General features: G+C 62.9%; 11 protein-coding genes. 4 read left to right on the top strand and 7 right to left on the bottom strand.

Going from position 1 to position 18823, the window contains the following annotated elements; translation table 11 throughout:
• Nucleotides 1–3: 3 nt before the first annotated feature.
• The 4 genes from AC1DON_RS06885 to AC1DON_RS06870 form a co-directional block, all read right to left on the bottom strand.
• Entirely contained in the window at nt 4–1242 is a 1239-nt protein-coding gene (locus AC1DON_RS06885) for an efflux RND transporter periplasmic adaptor subunit (protein WP_476934031.1), read from the bottom strand.
• Nucleotides 1239–2510, bottom strand: coding sequence for a TolC family protein (locus AC1DON_RS06880; protein WP_476934030.1), 1272 nt, complete (start codon nt 2508–2510; stop codon nt 1239–1241). The genes AC1DON_RS06885 and AC1DON_RS06880 overlap by 4 nt, the downstream gene beginning before the upstream one ends.
• 60 nt (nt 2511–2570) lie before the next feature.
• Nucleotides 2571–2975, bottom strand: a complete 405-nt coding sequence (locus tag AC1DON_RS06875) for a hypothetical protein (protein WP_476934029.1) — start codon at nt 2973–2975, stop codon at nt 2571–2573.
• 222 nt (nt 2976–3197) lie between these two features.
• A complete protein-coding gene (locus AC1DON_RS06870; RefSeq protein WP_476934028.1) occupies nt 3198–6122 on the bottom strand; it encodes a TonB-dependent receptor in 2925 nt (974 codons plus the stop codon).
• Nucleotides 6123–6801: 679 nt separating this feature from the next.
• Here AC1DON_RS06870 and AC1DON_RS06865 point away from each other — a divergent pair.
• The 3 genes from AC1DON_RS06865 (at nt 6802) to AC1DON_RS06855 (ending at nt 9520) form a co-directional block, all read left to right on the top strand.
• Nucleotides 6802–7197, top strand: a complete 396-nt coding sequence (locus AC1DON_RS06865) for a hypothetical protein (protein WP_476934027.1) — start codon at nt 6802–6804, stop codon at nt 7195–7197.
• Nucleotides 7198–7208: 11 nt separating this feature from the next.
• The gene (locus tag AC1DON_RS06860; protein WP_476934026.1) at nt 7209–8087 is read left to right on the top strand and encodes an OmpA family protein; all 879 of its coding nucleotides are present in this window, start codon (nt 7209–7211) and stop codon (nt 8085–8087) included.
• Between the two features lie 263 nt (nt 8088–8350).
• On the top strand, nt 8351–9520 hold the full coding sequence (locus AC1DON_RS06855; protein WP_476934025.1) for a sensor histidine kinase: 1170 nt from the start codon (nt 8351–8353) through the stop codon (nt 9518–9520).
• Between the two features lie 133 nt (nt 9521–9653).
• Here the strand turns inward: AC1DON_RS06855 and AC1DON_RS06850 are convergent, their stop codons facing one another.
• Entirely contained in the window at nt 9654–10877 is a 1224-nt protein-coding gene (locus AC1DON_RS06850; RefSeq protein ID WP_476934024.1) for a pyridoxal phosphate-dependent aminotransferase, read from the bottom strand.
• A gap of 120 nt (nt 10878–10997) precedes the next feature.
• Between AC1DON_RS06850 and AC1DON_RS06845 the strand changes: the two genes are divergently transcribed.
• Nucleotides 10998–11765: a helix-turn-helix domain-containing protein gene (locus tag AC1DON_RS06845; protein ID WP_476934023.1), complete on the top strand. Its 768-nt coding sequence runs from the start codon at nt 10998–11000 to the stop codon at nt 11763–11765.
• A gap of 464 nt (nt 11766–12229) precedes the next feature.
• Here the strand turns inward: AC1DON_RS06845 and AC1DON_RS06840 are convergent, their stop codons facing one another.
• Both AC1DON_RS06840 and AC1DON_RS06835 read right to left on the bottom strand, forming a co-directional pair.
• Nucleotides 12230–16003 (bottom strand): Ig-like domain-containing protein, encoded by a 3774-nt coding sequence (locus tag AC1DON_RS06840; RefSeq protein WP_476934022.1) that lies wholly within the window; start codon nt 16001–16003, stop codon nt 12230–12232.
• A gap of 707 nt (nt 16004–16710) precedes the next feature.
• Nucleotides 16711–18687, bottom strand: coding sequence for an AAA family ATPase (locus tag AC1DON_RS06835; RefSeq protein WP_476934021.1), 1977 nt, complete (start codon nt 18685–18687; stop codon nt 16711–16713).
• Nucleotides 18688–18823 lie beyond the last annotated feature (136 nt).

The following is an 18823-nucleotide window of genomic DNA, read 5'->3' as shown; positions in this document are numbered from 1 at the left end:
TCCTCAATGATCGTGCGCGGCGCCGGACTTTTCGATGTCCGCGCGGATGAGAAAAGACCCCTTGGTGACATAGGTCTCGCCGGGATCGAGCCCGCCCAAAACCTCGGTCCATTCGGGCGTGCGCCGCCCGAGTGTCAGCATGCGCACCTCATAGGTGTTGCCGACCTTGGCGAAGACGACGGTAAAGTCGCGAAAGGTCTGAAGCGCTTCGGTGCGGACCGCCAAAGGCACAGCCTGTTCGCCGGTCATGAAGCTGCCTTCGATGCCGAGGCCGGGACGTAAAACACCGCCGGCATTGCCCGGCAGGTGGACGTGGGCCATCACCGTCTGGGTGGCCGGATCGGCCGCCGGGATGATGGCCTCGACCTTCGCGCTGATTTTGGTGGCGCCATCCAGGCTGCGGACCTCGACCCCCTGACCGGCGCGGACCTTTTCGGCATCGCGCGGGAACAGGAAGAATTCGGCGTGCAGCGCATCGGGATCGGCGATGACATAGAGCGGGCTGTCATAGGCGACCCCGCCGACCCCGGCGTTCTTTTCGACGATGACGCCGGAAATCGGCGCCGGGATGGCGTAGGTCTGCAGGCTCTCGCTCGACTCGACGCGCGCCAGCAGCTGCCCCTTGCGCACAGCCTGGCCCAGCTCGGCCGTCATGGCCATGATGCGGCCGGGATACCAGGCGCGGACCTCGCTGCGGCCTTCGGGCGTGGTCTCGACTCGGCCCGACAGGTCGATGCGGTCGATCAAGATGGCAGGCCCGGCGGCTTCGGTCAGGATGCCGGCGGCAGTGGCTGCATCCGGCGCGATGGTGGTGCGGCCTTCGTAGGACGCGTAGCTCCAACCATAGGCCTTGCCCTGATAACGGGCGTCGATGCGGACATCGAAGGAATGCGGTTCGCGCACCGCGCCCTGGCCCTTGAGCGCGTCGCCAAAGGGCACAAAAGCAAAGGTGTCGGTCTTGCCGCCCAGCCGGGTCAGGCGCGTGGTGACATTGACCGCCTTCGGGTCGAGCGGCTTCTTTTTCCAATAGGGATAGAAGCGGAATTCGGGTTCGACGCCGTCTTCGAACAGGGTGACCTCGATGGCGAAGTCGCCCGAGGTCAGCAGGCGGCCGTTGTGCGGCCCGCGTGCGAATTCGTCTTCGCCGTGTTCGCTTTCGGTCTTCGGTTGGCTGCAACCGGCCAGAGCCAGCGCGGCCGCGCCGGTGAGCCAGGCGCGTCGAGAAAGTATGACCTGTCTCATTGCGCCACCTCCGGGATCAGCGGGGCGTATTGCCCGGACAGGCGCTCGCGCCCTGCCCGCTCAAGCTGGAAGTTTCTGAGCGCCTCAAGCCGCCGCGTCCGGGCGGTCATCAGCACCTCCTGCGCCCCCAGCACGTCGCGATAGGTGAAGCCGCCGCGCGCAAAGCCTTCGCGGACCTGCACGACGGCGCGTTCGGCCTGCGGGATGACTTCCGTTCCAATGCGCTGCGCCTCGCTGGCCAGGTTCCTCAGCCTGTGCGTGCTTGCGGCGATGTCGCGGGCGCGGATGCGATCGGCGGCTTCGATGTCGGTTGCCGCCGCCAGGGCTTCGGCGCGCGACCGTTCGATCGCGGCCTGATTGGTGTCGTAGCGCCCCAGCGGCACGGAACCGCCGACCACGAAGGCAAAGGCGTCGTCGGCCTTGTAGTGACGGACCCCGGCCTGGAGCGTCGGGTTCTGGACGCGGCGCGCGGTTTCGACGTCGATCTCTGCCGCCGCGAAACGCTGACGCGCCCGCAGCAGCGCAATGTCAGGCGTCTCCATCAGAACCGGCGTGGCCAGGGTCGTGTCTTCAAGCCACTTGGGATCGAGGTCGAAGTCGCCCTCACCGTCCCAATAGCCGGCCAGTTGCGTCTTCAGGGCCTGCGCCTTCGCGGTCGCCTGATCGTGGGCGATGCGGGCACTGGCGACGTCGGCGTCGGCCAGCGATCCGGCAAACAAGGGATCGCGTGCCGCGCCGACGCGGCGGGCGATCTCGGCCTGGGCCTGGGTCGCCATCTTCAACCGCTCATCGGTCAGCGCCATTTCGGCCTGCGCAAAGGTCGCTTCGATCCACAATGTGTGGACCTCGGCCATCACCGCCCAGACGCGGGCGCGCCCTTCGGCCCGGACGACGTCGCGCTGGGCGGACGCCGCACCGATACGCGCCTGACGCTTGCCGCCGCGCTCGATCTGCTGCTGGTACGAAAGCGTCGTCTCGGCGCGGTCAAGACCGCCATATGGCCCGGAACCCAGGGCGTTTTCGACCTCAAGACCCAGGCTGGGATTAGGCCGGGCGCCCGCCTGACGGATATTGGCCGTGGCGGCGGCAACGCGCTGAGCCGTGGCGGTCGTGGCCGGATCGGCGGCGGCGGCCCGGTTCAGCGCGACTGAAAGCGGCAGCGGCGCGGCCATGGCAGATGTGCCAAGCCATGCGCTCAGCAGAACAGGAGCGGCCATGTACAGGCCGCCGGCTTTTGCGCTTTTCGGGCGCAGATAGGGGGAAATCATAGAACCTCACGAATGTCTGAAACGCGCCGCTATGGGCGCACCACGTCGGATGGGACGGGGTCAGACGCGCGGAGGCTGGTCCAGTGTGCCGGGTGAACGACCGTCGAGTGCGGCGGCGCGGCCGGGCTTCAGGTCTTCACGGAGGGTAAGGACAGCGGCCGAAAAGCGGCTGCCCTGCGCCGGCAGGGCCGACGGGGCTTCATTGCCGTGGTGGTGATGGTGCGGCCCCATGCCGTCGTCGTGGACGGGAACCGCTTCGATATGGCCGTCGCAGTCATCGAGCGCACCAGTGCAGGCCTTGACCCAGCCGCCGTCGGCCAGCTTGATATCGCCGCTGGCCTGGTGCTGGAGGTTGAGGACGCTGTTCCGGACAGATGAGAAACCGGCGCACAGGGTCGCTGCCATGCACAGCATCGCGCATAGGGCCATCAGGCGGGACAGGACTGTGCCGGGTATTGGCGTCATGGTTTTCCACGGGTCGGAATCGCAGCAGACCATAATCAGGTTTCGAAGGAATGAAAGGCGTTATCTTGTACGGAGCGCGAGTTGAGCGTCTTACTTCCGGATCAAGGGCGTTTGCAGAACTGCCAGCCGCGCTACACCAAATAAAAAATGGGCCCGCGCCATCTCTGACGCGGGCCAAGTCATCGCTTAGACAATCCGTTTTTGTTTGTCGCGCTGTTCAAGCTAGAACTTGTACTGCAGACCGACATTCCACTGCGCGCCCAGGTGGTTGTACACAAAGGTCGAGTTGCGCGTTGAGTCGATATACTGGCGGTTGAAGCGATCGAAAATGTTCAGCCCTTCAACCGTCAGGCGCAGCTTCGGCGTGAACTGGTACGAAGCCGACAGGTCGAACACCAGGTTCTCGTCGACGCCTTCCAGGTCCTGAAGCGGATTGTTGGCCGGAAGCGCAATGATGAACTTCGACCGGTAAGACGACGACAGGCGGACGCTGACCTTTTCGTCCTCGTAGTAGGCCGTCGCGTTATAGGCGTTCTTGGACAAGCCGATCAGGCTTTGTTCGGTGGTGCCGCCGCCCGCCAGGTTATAAGTGATGTCCGAGTCGACGTAGGTATAGTTGACCAGGACGCCCGTGTGGCTCAGCCAGCCCGGCAGGAAGCTGAACGCCTGCTGGTAGTTCAGCTCGAAGCCCTTGAGCGGACCGCCTTCGGTATTGACCGGCTGGGTGACGGTGATCGGCGTATTGTTCGGATCGACGCCTGAGCTGCCGATCAGCGACAGCGGCAGGCCAGTCTCGACGAAGGACATCTGGCGCGAGGCGTTCTGCACGTAGGACTTGATGTCCTTGTAGAAAATGCCGGCCGACAACAGCGAGCCCTTCGAGAAGTACCATTCGGCCGACAGGTCGAGATTGTCGGCGCGGATCGGCTCCAGGAACGGGTTGCCCGACGACAGCGACGGCGTACCCGTCAAGGCCAGGTTGCCGCCTGGCGTCAGGAAGCCCAGTTCCGGCCGCGTTACGACGCGCGCCGCCGAACCCCGGAGGTAGAAGTCCGGCGTGACTTCCAGGGTGGCGTTGATCGACGGCAGGAGGTCGTCATACTCGTGCTCGACGAAGACCGGGTTGGTCTGGCCGACGATGATACCGCGTGCATTCAGGTGCGTCTTGGCGTAACGGATGCCGCCTTCGGTGCGCAGGGTCATGTCGCCCAACTGGCTGACCAGCTCGGCCTGGACATAGACGCTGTCGACCTTTTCCTCGACGCCGCGCGTATTGCCGTTGTTGACGACCAGCTGATACGGCGCCGTGCCGCTGTAGATGTTCTGCGCCGCCACGAACTTGTCGTAGTCGATCGTCGCCCACGCCTTCGGGAAGACGCCCGAATCCAGGCCTTCGCCGGGGAATTCGACCGTGCGCGTCACGTCACGCAGTTGCTGGGCGGTCAGGTTCGGCACCAGGAAGGTGTTCGGACGCTGCCACGCCTTGATGTCGAAGGTAAAGGTGTTGTGGTGCAAGCCGGTCTTGACGGTCAGGTTTTCATTGGCGCGCCAGACCAGGTTGGCTTCGATCGTTTTGTACTCATTGGTGACCATCGACGGGTTGAGGCGGATTTCGGCATTGGCGGTATTGGCCGTGCCGTCCGGCGCCCCGAACGTATAGTTATCCGGGTTGGTCACGTCGAAATTGTGCGTGATGACCGGCTGGTCGCGGTTGTTGCGGAAATCGACCGTCATGCCGGCATTCTGGCGCTGGAACATCAGGGTCGTCTGCGCCTTCTGGTCGAATTCCGACTTCGACACGCCGATCAGGCCGTTGATCGACAGGCTGTCCGAGAAATCGTGGCTGCCCGACAGGGTGAACTGCGTGAAGTTGTTTTCGAACTCGTCGTGCTGGGTGTCGGAGCGGACATCGACGCCGTCGAAGCGGGCGTATGCGACGTCGGACACCGCCTTGTTGAAGTTGACGCCGGCCGTCTGGCTGGTGCCCGCCGGGAACAGGATCAGCTCACGGACCGCCGTTTGCGGCTTGCCGTTCTGGCTGATGGCGCGGGCAAACGAAAAGCCTTCCAGCCAGCTTTCCTCGCGCGTTACGTCGTAGTTCGAATAGAGGGCATCGAAATTGATCGTCGTGCCGGTTTGCGGGCGCCATTGCAGCGACAGGCTGGCGCCTGTGCGCTCCTGGTCGTGCTCGAAGCGGCCATAGCGCGGCAGGCGCGGGAAGAAGGTCGTCGAAGCGCTGGCCTGGGCGTAGAGCGGGTCGCCGGCTGCCGGACGCGCGACGCCGGTGGCGCAGTTGAGCGCATCCGTGCCCTTTGACGCGTCATTGGCCGGGACCTGGGGCGTCACGCCGACCGGCGTACAAAATCCGCCATCGACCGAGCCCGGGTTCCAGCCGCCCGAACCGAACTGGTCCTCATAGTAATGACGCTTGGTGTAGGCCAGCGAGGCCAGGACGCCGATCTGGCCGATCGACGTGTCCCAGCGGTTGGAAACGACGCCCGAAAACTTGCGGTCCTCGGCTTCCTTGGACAGGGTGTTGTAGCCGAGCTGGCCGCTGACAACCGCCGTGAAGCCCTTATAGTCGAACGGACGCGCGGTGTGCAGGTCGACGGTGGCGCCGAGTGAGCCTTCGATCGTTTCCGGCGAGGCGGTCTTGCGCACCGTCAGATTCGAGAACAGGTCCGACGAGAAGGTGTTGAAGTCGAAGCCCCGGCCGGTGCCGATGCCGCGGTCGGACGTCGTCGCGCCTGAGACCGACTGGGCCTCCATGCCGTTGATGCGGACGCGCGTGAACGAAGGCGGCAGGCCGCGCACGGTGATCGAGCGGCCTTCGCCGGCGACGCGCGAAATCGACACGCCCGGGACGCGCTGCAGCGACTCGGCCAGGTTGGCGTCGGGGAATTTGGCGATGTCTTCGGCGCGGATGACGTCGATGACGCCATTGCTCTTCTTCTTGTCCTGCAAGGCGGTCTGAAGGCTGTTGCGGAAGCCGGTCACGACCACGACACCGGTATCATCGGCAGGCGCAGCAGCGGGTGCAGCGGCGTCCTGGGCAAAGGCCGTGGTGGAGATGAGCATTGCCGCGCCCATGAGCGCAGACGTGCAGAGAAGCGTCGCCTTTGCAGGCGATTGTTTCGGGCTGATCATGTGTTCCTCTTTTTTTCGTCCCGGTGGAGGGGAGCGCATCCTGTTTATGTCGAGCGGCCGTGGTTTCTCATCGCGTCGCTATACCGAAATGCGCGAAATTGACCATTTTGGGCGCGATCGCCTTCAAATTAAGCGAGTAACCCGCTATGTCAACCGCAAATGTATGATAAATCGCCAAAATCGGTCATAAATACGACTTAATATACATAAGGCGTGATCACAAATGATCCTTTATGACTTGTCCACGCTCCTCCCCTTGCCAAATTCCCTGTTCCGCAACGCGTGACCTGGCCACTTGTAATATACAGCCGGTTAATTCCAGCGATGATTACCAATGCCAGGGCAAGCGGGATTTAAAGCTTTCATTTCACTTTTCCTTTGATGAACAGCGGTAAGATTTGCAATGCCCTCAACAAATTAAGCTCCTTTGGTTTGCGAAAATAAATAAAAATGCAATTTTCAAAATATTGTATTTTTAAATCGGCATTTTTCGAATGTAAATTTCGCTGTATGTTTTGAATATGAGAATTGAAAATTGTAATGATATAATATTTATCTGCTTTTGCGCTACATTTTGACTTGCTTTATTTTACATATGCCCCATGTATGACTTTGCAAACGCTTCTGCCGAAGTGCGCACGGTTTCCGTGTCCCGGCATGAGGCGGAAAGGGATCTTAAATGACCCAGGCTAACCGAAATTTTCCCCGTCATTCGTCACATTTAAAGACTGTGCTCGGCCTGGCCATTGTTGGCGTGTCAGCCTTCGCATTGCCTGCGATGGCGGATGAGGCAACCGCCAGGCTAGCCATCGGCCGCGCCGACGCCAAGATCGAAATGGTCACGCGTCAGGCCGGACAGGCCGGCAACAGCGGCGATCAAAGTTTCAACATGGCGCGACAACGACTGACCGCTGCGCGCACCGCGATCGAGGCAAGCCATTACGACAAGGCCGAACGGCTGGCCGAACAGTCTGCACTTCTGGCGTCACTGGCCAGCGAACGCGCGACCCTGGCTGCGCTCAGGATCAGCAACAACAACCTGCTAGCGTCGGCCATGGCCGCGCCCGCCCAATAGGACACGCCCATATGACCAAGATCACTTCAACACGCCTGGCGCGCACACTCCTCCTCGGCACGGCGTTTGTCATGCTCGGCGCCTGTACGTCGATGGGACCCAATGCCCGGGTCAGCGACGCGCAAAACCGCCTGTCTGCCGACCTCAACGATAAGCACACCGCCGATCGCGGTCAGGGCGACCTGTCGAATGCCAAGCTGGCGCTGAATTCCGCGCAGATGGAATGGACGCGCGGCGACAAGGAAAAGGCCGAGCATCAGTTGATGATCGGACAGACCTATCTCGATCTCGCCGAAACGCGCGGCCAGCAGGCCAGGTTCGAAGCCGATAACGCCCGCCTGACCGGGCTTGCCCAAATGGCAGACAAGGACCGGCAACTGGCTGCCAAGGACCTGCAGCTGCAGGGCAAGGATGCACGCATCGCCGGCCAGGACAGGGTGATCGACGGCAAGAACGACCAACTGGCCGGAAAGAACGCGGAACTGGCTCGCGCCCGCGAACAGCTGCGCGACTACGACATGACCAACAGCAGCATGGGGTCGACCATGGTGCTTCAGGATGTCAGTTTCGAGACGGGCAAGACCCAGCTTCTGGCAGGCGGCGTCAATCGCCTCCAGCCTTTGATCAACTACCTGCGCCTGAGTCCGGGGACCAAGGTGCGCATCGAAGGCTATACCGATAATGTCGGCGGGGCGGACTATAACCAGACCCTGTCGCTGGCCCGCGCCAATTCCGTCAAGTCGATCCTGTCGGCCGGCGGTGTCAGCAGCGAACGCATCCTGACAGCCGGCTCAGGCGTCGAAAAGCCCGTGGCGACCAATGCCACCGTGGCGGGACGTCAATCCAACCGGCGCGTCGAAATTACCTTGCTCAACCAGCCCGGCCTGTAACGCTGGCGGCGCGGACGATGATATCGCCCGCGCCTCATCCCCAACATCCAAAAGTTGTCACAACCCAAAGGGCCGCGCGCTTATAGTAAATTATTTACCACTATCTAATTATTCAGATAGTTGTATTACATATTATGACGAAAATTACCTGAATTTTGCGTCAAATTCTTTCTCTTTTCAAAGAGATATTTATAATTGTTTGAGATTTGGACTTGAAGTCTTAGGGCCGGACTTGCCGGTGTATTCAGGTAATGGAATACATTATGCGTCTTGCCGATTTCATTCGTGACAATCCGGCTCCGATTATTCTGGAATGGGAAAATTTTGCCGAAGACTTCGTGCCGGCGCCAGGCGCTATGAGTCCACTGGCCCTGCGCGACCATATCACGCAAATCCTTGGCTTCATCGTCCATGACATGGAGGCCGCGCAGTCCGGCCCGGAACAGCTGCTGAAGTCCCACGGCGGGAAAAAGCACGGCAAATCCCCCAGCGCGGCCGAGGCCCATGCGTCCCTGCGTCATGACGACGGCTTTAACCTCGATCAGATGGTCTCCGAATATCGCGCGCTTCGCGCCAGCATCATCAAAAACTGGGAAGCCTCCCGACCCGCCTTTTGTGAGCAGGATATGCGCGACCTGACCCGGTTCCATGAAGCCGTCGACCAGGTCATGACGGAGTCGATCCATAATTATTCGACAAAACTGGAAGCATCGCGCAACCTCTTTCTCGATATATTGAGCCACGACCTGCGCAATCCGCTGGGCGCTATTTCCAATTCGGCCCAGTTGACCGTGCGCCTGGGCGGCATCAGCCAACGGCAGGCGATGCTGCAGTCGCAGATTGGCGACAGCGCCGACCGCGCGCTCGATATCGTCGCGACCCTGCTGGACCTGACCCGCTCGCGGCTTGGCACGGGCTTCCCGATTATCAGGGAGGTCTGCGATTTACGCTTCGTCTGCAAGCAACTGGTCAATGAGATGAAGACCCTGCATCCCGGTCGTGAGTTCGGTCTGGAGATGTCTGGCGATCTTGACGGCTCGTGGGACAAGGCGCGCCTGGGGCAGGTCCTGTCCAACCTGTTTGGCAATGCGGTCCAGTACGGTTTTTATAACTCCCCCATCTCCCTCAACGTCGAAGGGCTGCCTCAGAAAGTGGTGCTGTCGGTGCACAATGAGGGCAGCCCGATCAACCCGCGTATGCTGGGCACGTTGTTCGAAGCGCTTACCCGGGGAGAGTCAGGCAAGCCCGGCAAGGACGCGCCCGTACCCGTCAATCTTGGTCTTGGACTCTACATATCGAAGGAGATCGTCGTCGCGCACGGTGGCAAGATCGACGTTACCTCCACCGAACGTGACGGAACGACCTTCACCGTCCGGCTGCCAAGGCTGGCGTCGAACGACAGTCAGATTGATCCAGCCATTGCCAGGCCTTGAAACCCGGCACTTTCTTCCCGAAGTCGCCTCAGGCGGCGCGTCCAGAGCGATATGGCGAAAAGTGTAGGCGGCTTTCTCCTTAAATATCGCGACAAAACAATAGCTTAGGTCGGCACAATGTTTCCACTTAACATCATACCGATCTGGCCCGGTAATCCGCCAGGAACCTGGCAACGCGACCGATGGCTTCGCGCAGGTCGGGCTCGTGCGGCAGGAAGACGATGCGGAAGTGGTCCGGCGACGGCCAGTTGAACCCCGTCCCCTGCACCAGCATGACCCGCGTCGCCTCAAGCAGTTCCAGGAAGAACTGGCGATCGTCCTTGATCGGATAAACTTCCGGATCGAGCCTCGGGAACATATACAGAGCCGCCTGCGGCTTGACGCAGGTCACGCCAGGAATGGCGGTGATCAGCTCATAGGCCAGGTCGCGCTGCTGACGTAAACGCCCGCCTTCCCGCACCAGGTCGTTGATGCTCTGATAGCCGCCGAGCGCCGTCTGGATGGCCCACTGGCCGGGCACATTGGCGCACAGCTTCATGTTGGCCAGCATGTCCAGGCCTTCGATATAGTCGCGAGCCGATGCCTTGTCGCCCGACACCACCATCCAGCCCGCCCGGTAACCGCAGGCGCGATAGCTCTTCGATAGCGAGTTGAAGGTCAGGGTCACGACGTCGGTCGACAGGCTGCCAAGCGCCGTATGCTTTACGTCGTCATACAGGACCTTGTCGTAGACCTCGTCGGCAAACAGGACCAGGTTATGCGCGCGCGCGATGGCGACCAGCTCCAGCAGCACGGCTTCCGGATAGACGACGCCGGTCGGGTTGTTCGGATTGATGACGACGATGCCCTTGGTGCGCGGCGTAATCTTGGCGCGGATATCGTCGAGGTCGGGTATCCAGCCCTGGCTCTCGTCGCACAGGTAATGGACCGGCTTGCCGCCCGACAGGCTGGCGACCGCCGTCCACAGCGGATAGTCCGGAGCCGGCAGCAACAGTTCATCGCCGTCGTCCAGCAGCGCATTGGTCGCCATGGCGATCAGGTCCGACGCGCCATTGCCGAGATAGATGTCTTCGAGGGTGACGCCCTGCACGCCCTGCGACTGGGTGTAGTGCATGATGGCCTTGCGCGCGGCGAATATGCCCTTGCTGTCCGAATAGCCTGCCGAATTGGGCAGGTTGCGGATCATGTCGAGCTGGACTTCCTCGGGCGCATCGAAACCGAACGCCGCCAGGTTGCCTATATTGAGCTTGATCAGCTTATGGCCCTCGTCCTCCATCTGGCGGGCACGCGCCATGATGGGGCCGCGGATGTCATAGAGGACGTGGGCGAGCTTGCTGGATTTGCTTATCGGTTTCATGGGTAATCGGACTGATACGGCGCGAATATGCGGGAACAGGCCAATCCCTCATTGATGCACCAAAGTCAACCGGCCGTTCCACGGCTTGTCAAAACCGGCGCATCAGCGCATTTTCGCGCCATGAAGCTCAAGGGCACGGGACGGATCATCTTCTGGCCAGGCGGCAGCCTGTGGATGGGGCTGGCGCGCGGCGGATCAGAGCTGCACGCCCATCACGCCATTCAGGTCGCCTTCGGTATCTCGGCACCGATCCAACTGCGAACAGCCCTGGATGCCGAATGGAGCGACCATGCCGGCGCCATCATCGGCCCGGATGTGCCGCACGAATATATGGCGTCTGGCGCCCTGGTCGCCAATCTGTTCATCGAGCCGGAATCCCATGCGGGGCGGTTGCTTCTTGAAAGGCATGGTGGTGATGCGATCACACCGCTCACGCCGGACCTCGCCACGCGCCTGATCACGCCTTTGGCCGGGCTCTATGCCGCCGATGCCGAGGATGGCGCGCTCATGCAGGCGGCGATCGCCATTTTCGGCGAACTGGCCGGACTGGAAACGCCGGCCAAACCGGCCGATCCGCGTGTGCTGCGCGTCATCGACTGGGTCCACGCGCATATTGACGAGCCATTGACCCTGGGCGCCGCTGCCGGTCTCGCCTGTCTGAGTGAAAGCCGTTTCCGCCATCTGTTCGTCGCGGAAACCGGCGTCGCCTTCCGGCCCTATGTACTGTGGGCCCGCGTCAAGCGCGCCGTCGAGATCGGCTTTGGCGGAACGTCGTGGACCGACGCCGCCATGGGCGCCAACTTCGCCGACCAGGCGCACCTGACGCGGACCTGCCGGCGGATGTTCGGCCTTTCGCCGTCCGCCTTGACGCCAGCCGCCCGAGATTAGCCCTTACGTTCAATTCAGTCGGCCGGCAGCGGCGTATTGATGCGCCGTCCCCCGATATTGCGGGGTGCTTTTTGAAACCCGAGGAGGTTCCCGTGACGGCTCAAACCCACGCCAACTGTAAATGTAATCCCTGCAAGTGCGGCCCGAACTGCACCTGTGGCCAGAAGCCCGCCTGCGGCTGCGGCCAGGCGGGCTGCCCTTGCGGCTGCGGCGGCAACTAAGCGACCAACGGCCGCGTTTGGGCACCACCAGCGCGGCCGAATGCCATTTGCCGGGGGCCGAAAGGTCTAACCACGAACCACACGAACAGGCACGAACGTCGCGTCTAATCGTCTAAGCCGCGGTATCCGATCAATTTGGATAAGGACAACGCCCTGCGCTGTCGCTCGATCGGTTAGCCACAATACGTCTTCAACATACAGGTGCTAAGTTCGTGTGGTTCGTGGTTAATCCTCTTTCTTCCTCTACAACAGGAAGTCGGATGTCCCCACCACCGCCAGCGGCGCGGTCAGCAGGATTTCCGCGTCAGTGCCCAGGTTATTATCGACATTCAGCTCGATCAGCACACCGCCATCGACGACGGTGAACCGTATCTGCCCCGCCGCTGAAAACGCCGCGCTGCCGATAAAGCTGAAGGCCTGGTCGCCCGCCACAGCCGTATTGGCATCCACCAGCCGCACGTCGAAAATATCCTGGCTGTCGAAGTCGGCGACGACGTCGCGGCCCACGCCCCGTCCCATATCGGCCAGGCTTTCGAACACGAATATATCCGCGCTGTGTTTACTGCCATCCCCGGTCAGCGTGTCCGCCCCCAGTCCGCCGATCAGCGTATCGCCGCCATCGCCGCCCAAAAGCACGTCATTATCCAGCCCGCCCCGAAGCGTGTCATTGCCCGCCATTCCCATGACGGTGTCGCTGCCGCCCGCACCATCCAGCAGGTTGGAGCCGGCATTGCCGCTTATGGTATTTGCGCCGGCCGATCCGGTTGCGTTGAGCGAACTCTTGCCACCGAGCTGGATCGCCTCGACGTCTTCGGGCAGGGTGAAGGCGACCTGCGAAATGACCGTGTCATATCCGCCCGCCCCGGCTTCCGAGACCGTGTCGCCCGCCTCGACATAGTAGATGTCGTCGCCATTGCCGCCGAACATCAGGTCCGCGCCTGAACCGCCCGACAGGGTGTCGCCGCCGTCGCCGCCGAGCAGGGTGTCACTGCCTGGCCCACCCGACAGGCTGTCATCCCCCGCCATGCCCGACAGGATATTGGCGCCATTGCCGCCGGTCAGCATATTCGCCAGTGCATTGCCGGTGGCGTTGATCGCCTCGACACTGTCGATGATCAGGTTCTCGACGAAGGCCGCCAATGTGTAGCTGATACGGCCATAGACGGTGTCGGTGCCACCATCCGCCGCTTCAACCACCACATCGGCGATATTGTCGACGACGTAGAGATCGTCGCCCGCCTGCCCGGAAAGGGTGTCGGCGCCGGTGCCGCCATCCAGCCGGTCACCGCCTGCCCCGCCCGTCAGCACATCACCGCCGCCGTCGCCGAAGACGTCGTCATTGCCCGCGCCGCCGTCGATCGTGTCATTATCGAGCCCGCCGGACAGGGCGTCATGCCCCTCGCCGCCCACGATCAGGTCGCCGCCGGCTTCGCCACGGACGATGTCGTCGCCGTCGCCGCCATTCAGCGTGTCGTTGCCGCCGCCGCCTTGCAGGATGTCGGTCAAGAGGCCGCCGATCAGCATGTCGATGCCTGCGCCGCCCGACTGCCTGCCGATGCCGGGCGGCGCAGTGCCCTCAGCTGCCAACACAGCGAGGGCGGCCTCGGTGCCCTGGAGAATACGGGCGGGCACGGTGAGGTGTGTTTCATCCGTGGTCTCGATGGCCGCGCTGGTCGGCACATAGAGGATGTGGCCGTCGGCCGTGGCGACGCTGGCCTGGGCTATGCGCAGCGCGTCGGCATTGCCGCGTGTAAAGGCCAGGCCGCTGATGACGATTCGGTCGGGCGCGATCTCGGCATCGAAGCGCGCGAACAGGGTCTTCATGCCGTCGGCATAGAGCAATGGATCGACGCGCGAAGCACTGTCGGCCTCACCCTGGTTCCACAGCAGCAGCGCCGCCCGGCCGTGGCTGGCCTCAAGCAACTGGTCGATCGTGTCCTGATAGAGGCTGCCATCACCCGTCTTCAGCCAGTATTCGACATTGGTCGCGGGCAAAAGCTTGGTGCCGCCGACAGCCCCAGTGACGAAGGCAACCGGCACATCTGGCGCAGCCAGCCGCAGGGTCTCGGCAAAGGCCAGGGCGCCGGCGCCGGTCGCGGGGACCCAGTGGCCGGGCACGCCCTCATGCGTCGCCACCCAAATATAGATGCCGTCCTTGGAGCTGCGCGACTGGCCCGCGGCCGTGAACCAGCCCTCCATATTCGACTGCCCGGCAGCGGCGACAACGTCGCCTATGGCCAGGGGCCGGGATGCGACGACGCCGCCGGTCATGGTTTCCAAGGTATAGCCGTCGCCCTGGGGAACACCCAGGATCACGCCACCATCCGTCCAGTCGGCAACGGTCACGCCGCCCTTCACGACGCGCGCCATGTCGGCGGCAAAATAGAAGGAGCCGCTTGCGCCATCGCGCTGGACAAAAACCGCGCCATTCCCGGCCTGGGTATCGCGCCAGGGCTCCGCGTCCTTGTCCGACGACTGGATAATGATCGACACAATCGTCTCGGTCATACCGCCGCGCCGGTCGTCGAGCACCATGCGAAAGGCGTCGCCGCCGGCATAACCGACTTCGGGCGCATAAAGATAGCTGCCGTCGGCCTCCAGCTTCAGCGTGCCGTGCGCCGGGCCCGCCGATACGCTGAAGCCGACGGCGTCGCCATCGACATCCGAGGCCGGCAGCTTGCCGGAGACAATCGCATTGGTGCGCGTCTCAATCGATATGGCCCCGGCGATCGGTGCGTGGTTGAGCGGGGCCGACGGCACCGTGAAGACATAGTCGCCGGCAGCAAGGCGGGCCGCGCCATCATAGGCGAGCTTGAGTTGGGCCGTGAAGCCGTCGTCGCGGATTTCGTAGATATGGTCGCGGCCGCTCTGGCGAACGAAGGTCAGGGTCGCGGCCGCACTGAAGCCTGTGAACTGGATGAGGTCGCCGCCGGGAAGACCGCCGTCGCCAGCGCCTTCGAAATCGGTGATGCTTTCGCTGCCGCCATTGAGGTCGGTCCTGGCGATGACAAACATGTCGGCGCCGGTGCCGCCGGTAAAGGTGTCCGCCCCGGCGCCGCCGATAAGCACATCGCTGCCGTCATTGCCCTGAAGCTTGTCGTTGCCACTGCCGCCAATGACCGTGTCGTCTCCCGCCCGCCCCTGGACCTGCTGGGCCAGGGTAGCGGTAGAGGCATCGAGCCGGTCATTGCCGCCGGTGCCGTTGACATAGGTGATGACCGGCGGCGTGGTCGGCGGCAGGACCGTCACATTGACCGTGCCGGTGACGCTGACCGTGCCGTCACTTAAAACGTAGGTAAAGGCGTCGCTGCCGGTATATCCGGCTGTCGGGACATAGGTGATGATGTCGTCATTGAGCCTGTTGGGCGTGCCGTTGGCATTGACGCTGAGTGTCCCATGCGCCGCCGTGCCGAAGCCAGTGATGCGCAAGGCGTTGCCATCGGCATCGCTGTCGTTGGCCAAAAGCGTCGCCGCGGTTATGATGACCGACCGCGCGCCAGTCGCTGCGACCGTGGCTGCGTCGCCAGCCGCGACCGGCGCGCGGTTGCCGCCCGGTGTTGCGCCTTCGAAGACGTAGTCGCCAGCGACCAGCCGGGCGCTGCTGTACTGGCGGACCAGGACCTCGCCGGACACGTCGCCGTCGCGGATCAGGTAGGTGAAGTCGTTGCCGCTCTGGCGGACAAAGGTCAGGGTGGCGGCCGCGCTGAATCCGGTCAGGCGTATGACATCGCCACCCGCCGCCCCCGCGCCTTCGAAATAGAGGAGGCTGTCCTTGCCGCTGCCGAGATCGGTGCGCTTGATGACATAGATGTCGTCGCCCGCCCCGCCTTCCAGCGTGTCGGCGCCCACCCCGCCCGCCAGCACGTCATTGCCTTCATTGCCGTAAAGCTTGTCGGCGCCCGCACCGCCACGGATCGTATCGTCACCGGCACGGCCCTGAATCTGGACGGGGCCAGTATTGCCCGTTTCGTCGAGCAGGTCGTTGCCGTTACCGCCATTCCGGTATGAAATCGCCATGGCGATGACTCCTCATTGCCGTCACAACGGCGCACAGGTTTGCTCACATTCCCGGCGGGACCGCCGCGGAAATGCAATGTCGATCAGGAATTATGGGTGATCGCGAATTCGTTTCGCGTATCTGCTTTGATTAGTCAGAAGAAATTTACTTCCAGCCTCGAAATACAAGACCAGAAACAGGCAAATTCAACGCGCGTCCGGCGCAGGACAGTATCCGCACCCGACTGTACAATAATTGTGATTTCAGGCAGAGCCTTCGCCGCAGATGCAGCCGGCACGAAGCATCGCAGGCCGTAGCGTTAATGCTGCGCTGCCGCCCGCCTTATGTCAATGGAGATTTCGCACTTGCGATATAATTTTTTAACCATAGAGGCGAGTTTGCTACGGTGACGGGATGCCGCCGCCTCACTAAAGGGTACGAAGTATAGATGCACCATCCGCTCTATCTGGCAGGCATGAATGCTTAAAAATACACCCAATCTATTGATGATAAGGCGCTTTTTTCGTCCATCCCAGCACGAAATCACCGCCTGCCGCGTCGGCAGAGGGCGCAGCAACAGGATTTCCGCCTATACGCCGGATAGGCCGGTACAAGCCGCGGGGCCTGGACAGTCGACATCGCTGCGCCATGATGGCTCTTGCGGAACAGGCCTGTACGTACGTCACTGAATTTAGATGAAAATGAGCTGCACCACCCCTTACGGGGATCAGAATCCGATCCTGATCCCCGTGTCGGGCTTGACGCGGCTTTCGGCGCGCAGGGCCTCAAGCGCTGACTCTGCGTCCTTTGACGGCGCGTGACGCAGCTGACGCGCCACGACGGCGAAGTCGCCGGGCGTCAGGTTGCGTAAGTCCGTCAGACCGGCGGGCGCGTCCATCCCGAAGAAGCGCTCGAAAGCACGCTTCAGGCGATCGTCGCCAAGCGGCCGCAGGTCCAGCTTGAACACGAAACGCCGGAGCGTCGCGGGATCGAGCTGTTGGGGATGGTTGGTCGCCGCCACCACCGGCAGGGGGTGACGATCGAGCCAGGTCAGCATCTCGTTGACCTGACCGACCTCCCACGAGGTACGGGCGCGCGTCCGGTCGAACAGCAGCGAATCCGCTTCGTCGAACAGCAACACGCCTTCCTGCCGGCGCGCATCCTCGAAGGCGTGGGCGATATTCTGCTCGGTCTCACCGACCCACTTGGACAACAGGTCCGATGCCCGGCGCACCAGCAAGGGCCGGTCAAGGACCCGCGCCAGGTGGTGCGCCAATGCCGTCTTGCCGGTGCCGGGCGGGCCGGTCAGCAGCAGGGAGACATCCAAAGCCCCAAGGGTCCGGATCCGGTCGAACAGATCGCCCAGCGGCCGGTCGGCTTCGTAAAGCCCGAAATCAAGTTCGCCGAAGCCATCGTGTGGCAGGTCGCCACCACGCAGGGCGCGGACCAGTGAGGTCGCTGCCTGCGCGCCGCAGTCGTCTTCGCCCGCCAGCCTGGCCGCTCGCACCGCGACGCGCAGCACGGAGGAAGTCTGCGGCACGGCGTCGATCAGCTTGCCGATGGCCGGACCTGTTGCCCCGCCCTCGTCCGCCACGATCCGGTCAAGGATACGATGAGCGGCACGGCGCGGCGGCAGGTCCAGCTTCAGGATGAAGCTCATCCGGCGCAGGATGGCGTCGTCGATGTTGCCGACGGCGTTGGTCACCCAGATGACCGGCGCGGCATTGGTTTCCAGCAAGCGGTTGACGAAGACCTTCGAGCCTTCGCGCTGGTTGAACCAGTCGCCGCCGGTGCGGTGCGCCGCCCCGATCAGGTCCTCCATTTCGTCGAACAGAAGGACCGCGCCCGCCCGGTCACCAAGGACGCGCTGGGCCAGTTGCAGGGCCGTGACGCGGTCGTGGCGGCTCGGCTCTTCGCCGTCGTCATCGATCTCACCTACGCCATGCAGCGGGCAGCCCGCGGCCGACGCCAGGATGCGTGCCAGCTCGGTCTTGCCGCTGCCGGGCGGGCCGTGGATCAGGATGTTAACGCCGTGGGCGCGCGCCCTGGCCGCACCCGCCAGCAGCCGCACCAGGAACCCGGCCTCGGCCACGTGGGCAAAGTCGTCGAGGCCGAGGTGCGAGGTCTGGCGCTTGCCGGCCAGGGCTTCACCCAGCGCTTCGGGCGCCGGGTCGCGATCGAGGATGCGCGACAGTGTCCAGGCGATGTCGATCGGCGCGTCGTGGCGCGACCGGATGCCGAAGCTGATCAGGTTCAGCCGCAGCACTTCGGAACGGCGCACGCGCGCACCGGCGTCAATAGCGTCGGCACCGGCCACCTCGCCCAGAACAGCGGGCAAGTCGCGGATGCCGTCGGCCGTGCCTGCCAAAAGGTCGGCCACGCGTGGCACCCGGTCGCACGCGATCATCAGGGTCAGCAGCCGCGCTTCGAAGGCTTCGAAATGCAGCAGCCGGCCCAGCGCATCGGCCAGGTCGAGCACGCGCGGACGCGGCTCTTGAGGTGCCGGCGCAACTTCCAGCGCGGCCAGAAATGCCGCCATCTCGGGGGGCTTCTTGCCGGTCTTCAGCTCGGTCCATGCCTTGCCGGTCAGCCACGCAGCGTTGGCTTCGGCCCAGGCGCGCAGGCGCTCGGCGGCAGGGGATTTCGGCGCGATGTCGCGCGCGATCCGGAGCACGAGGCTCCGGGCGATATGATGTTCGTCCATTGTCTTATTCTTCGTGTTTTCGGGAAATGGATACGTCACTGCGTATCGCATTCGCGATGGTTCATTTCTAATTTTCAGGAACCAGATTCGGCGGCGGCATCCCTGCCCCGCCCGGCGCAGTGCGCCTTAGACGAAT

The organism is Asticcacaulis sp. P4_H10 (assembly GCF_056400965.1).
Note: the sequence above shows the minus strand (reverse complement) of the source record. Positions and strands in the feature narration are given on the sequence as shown.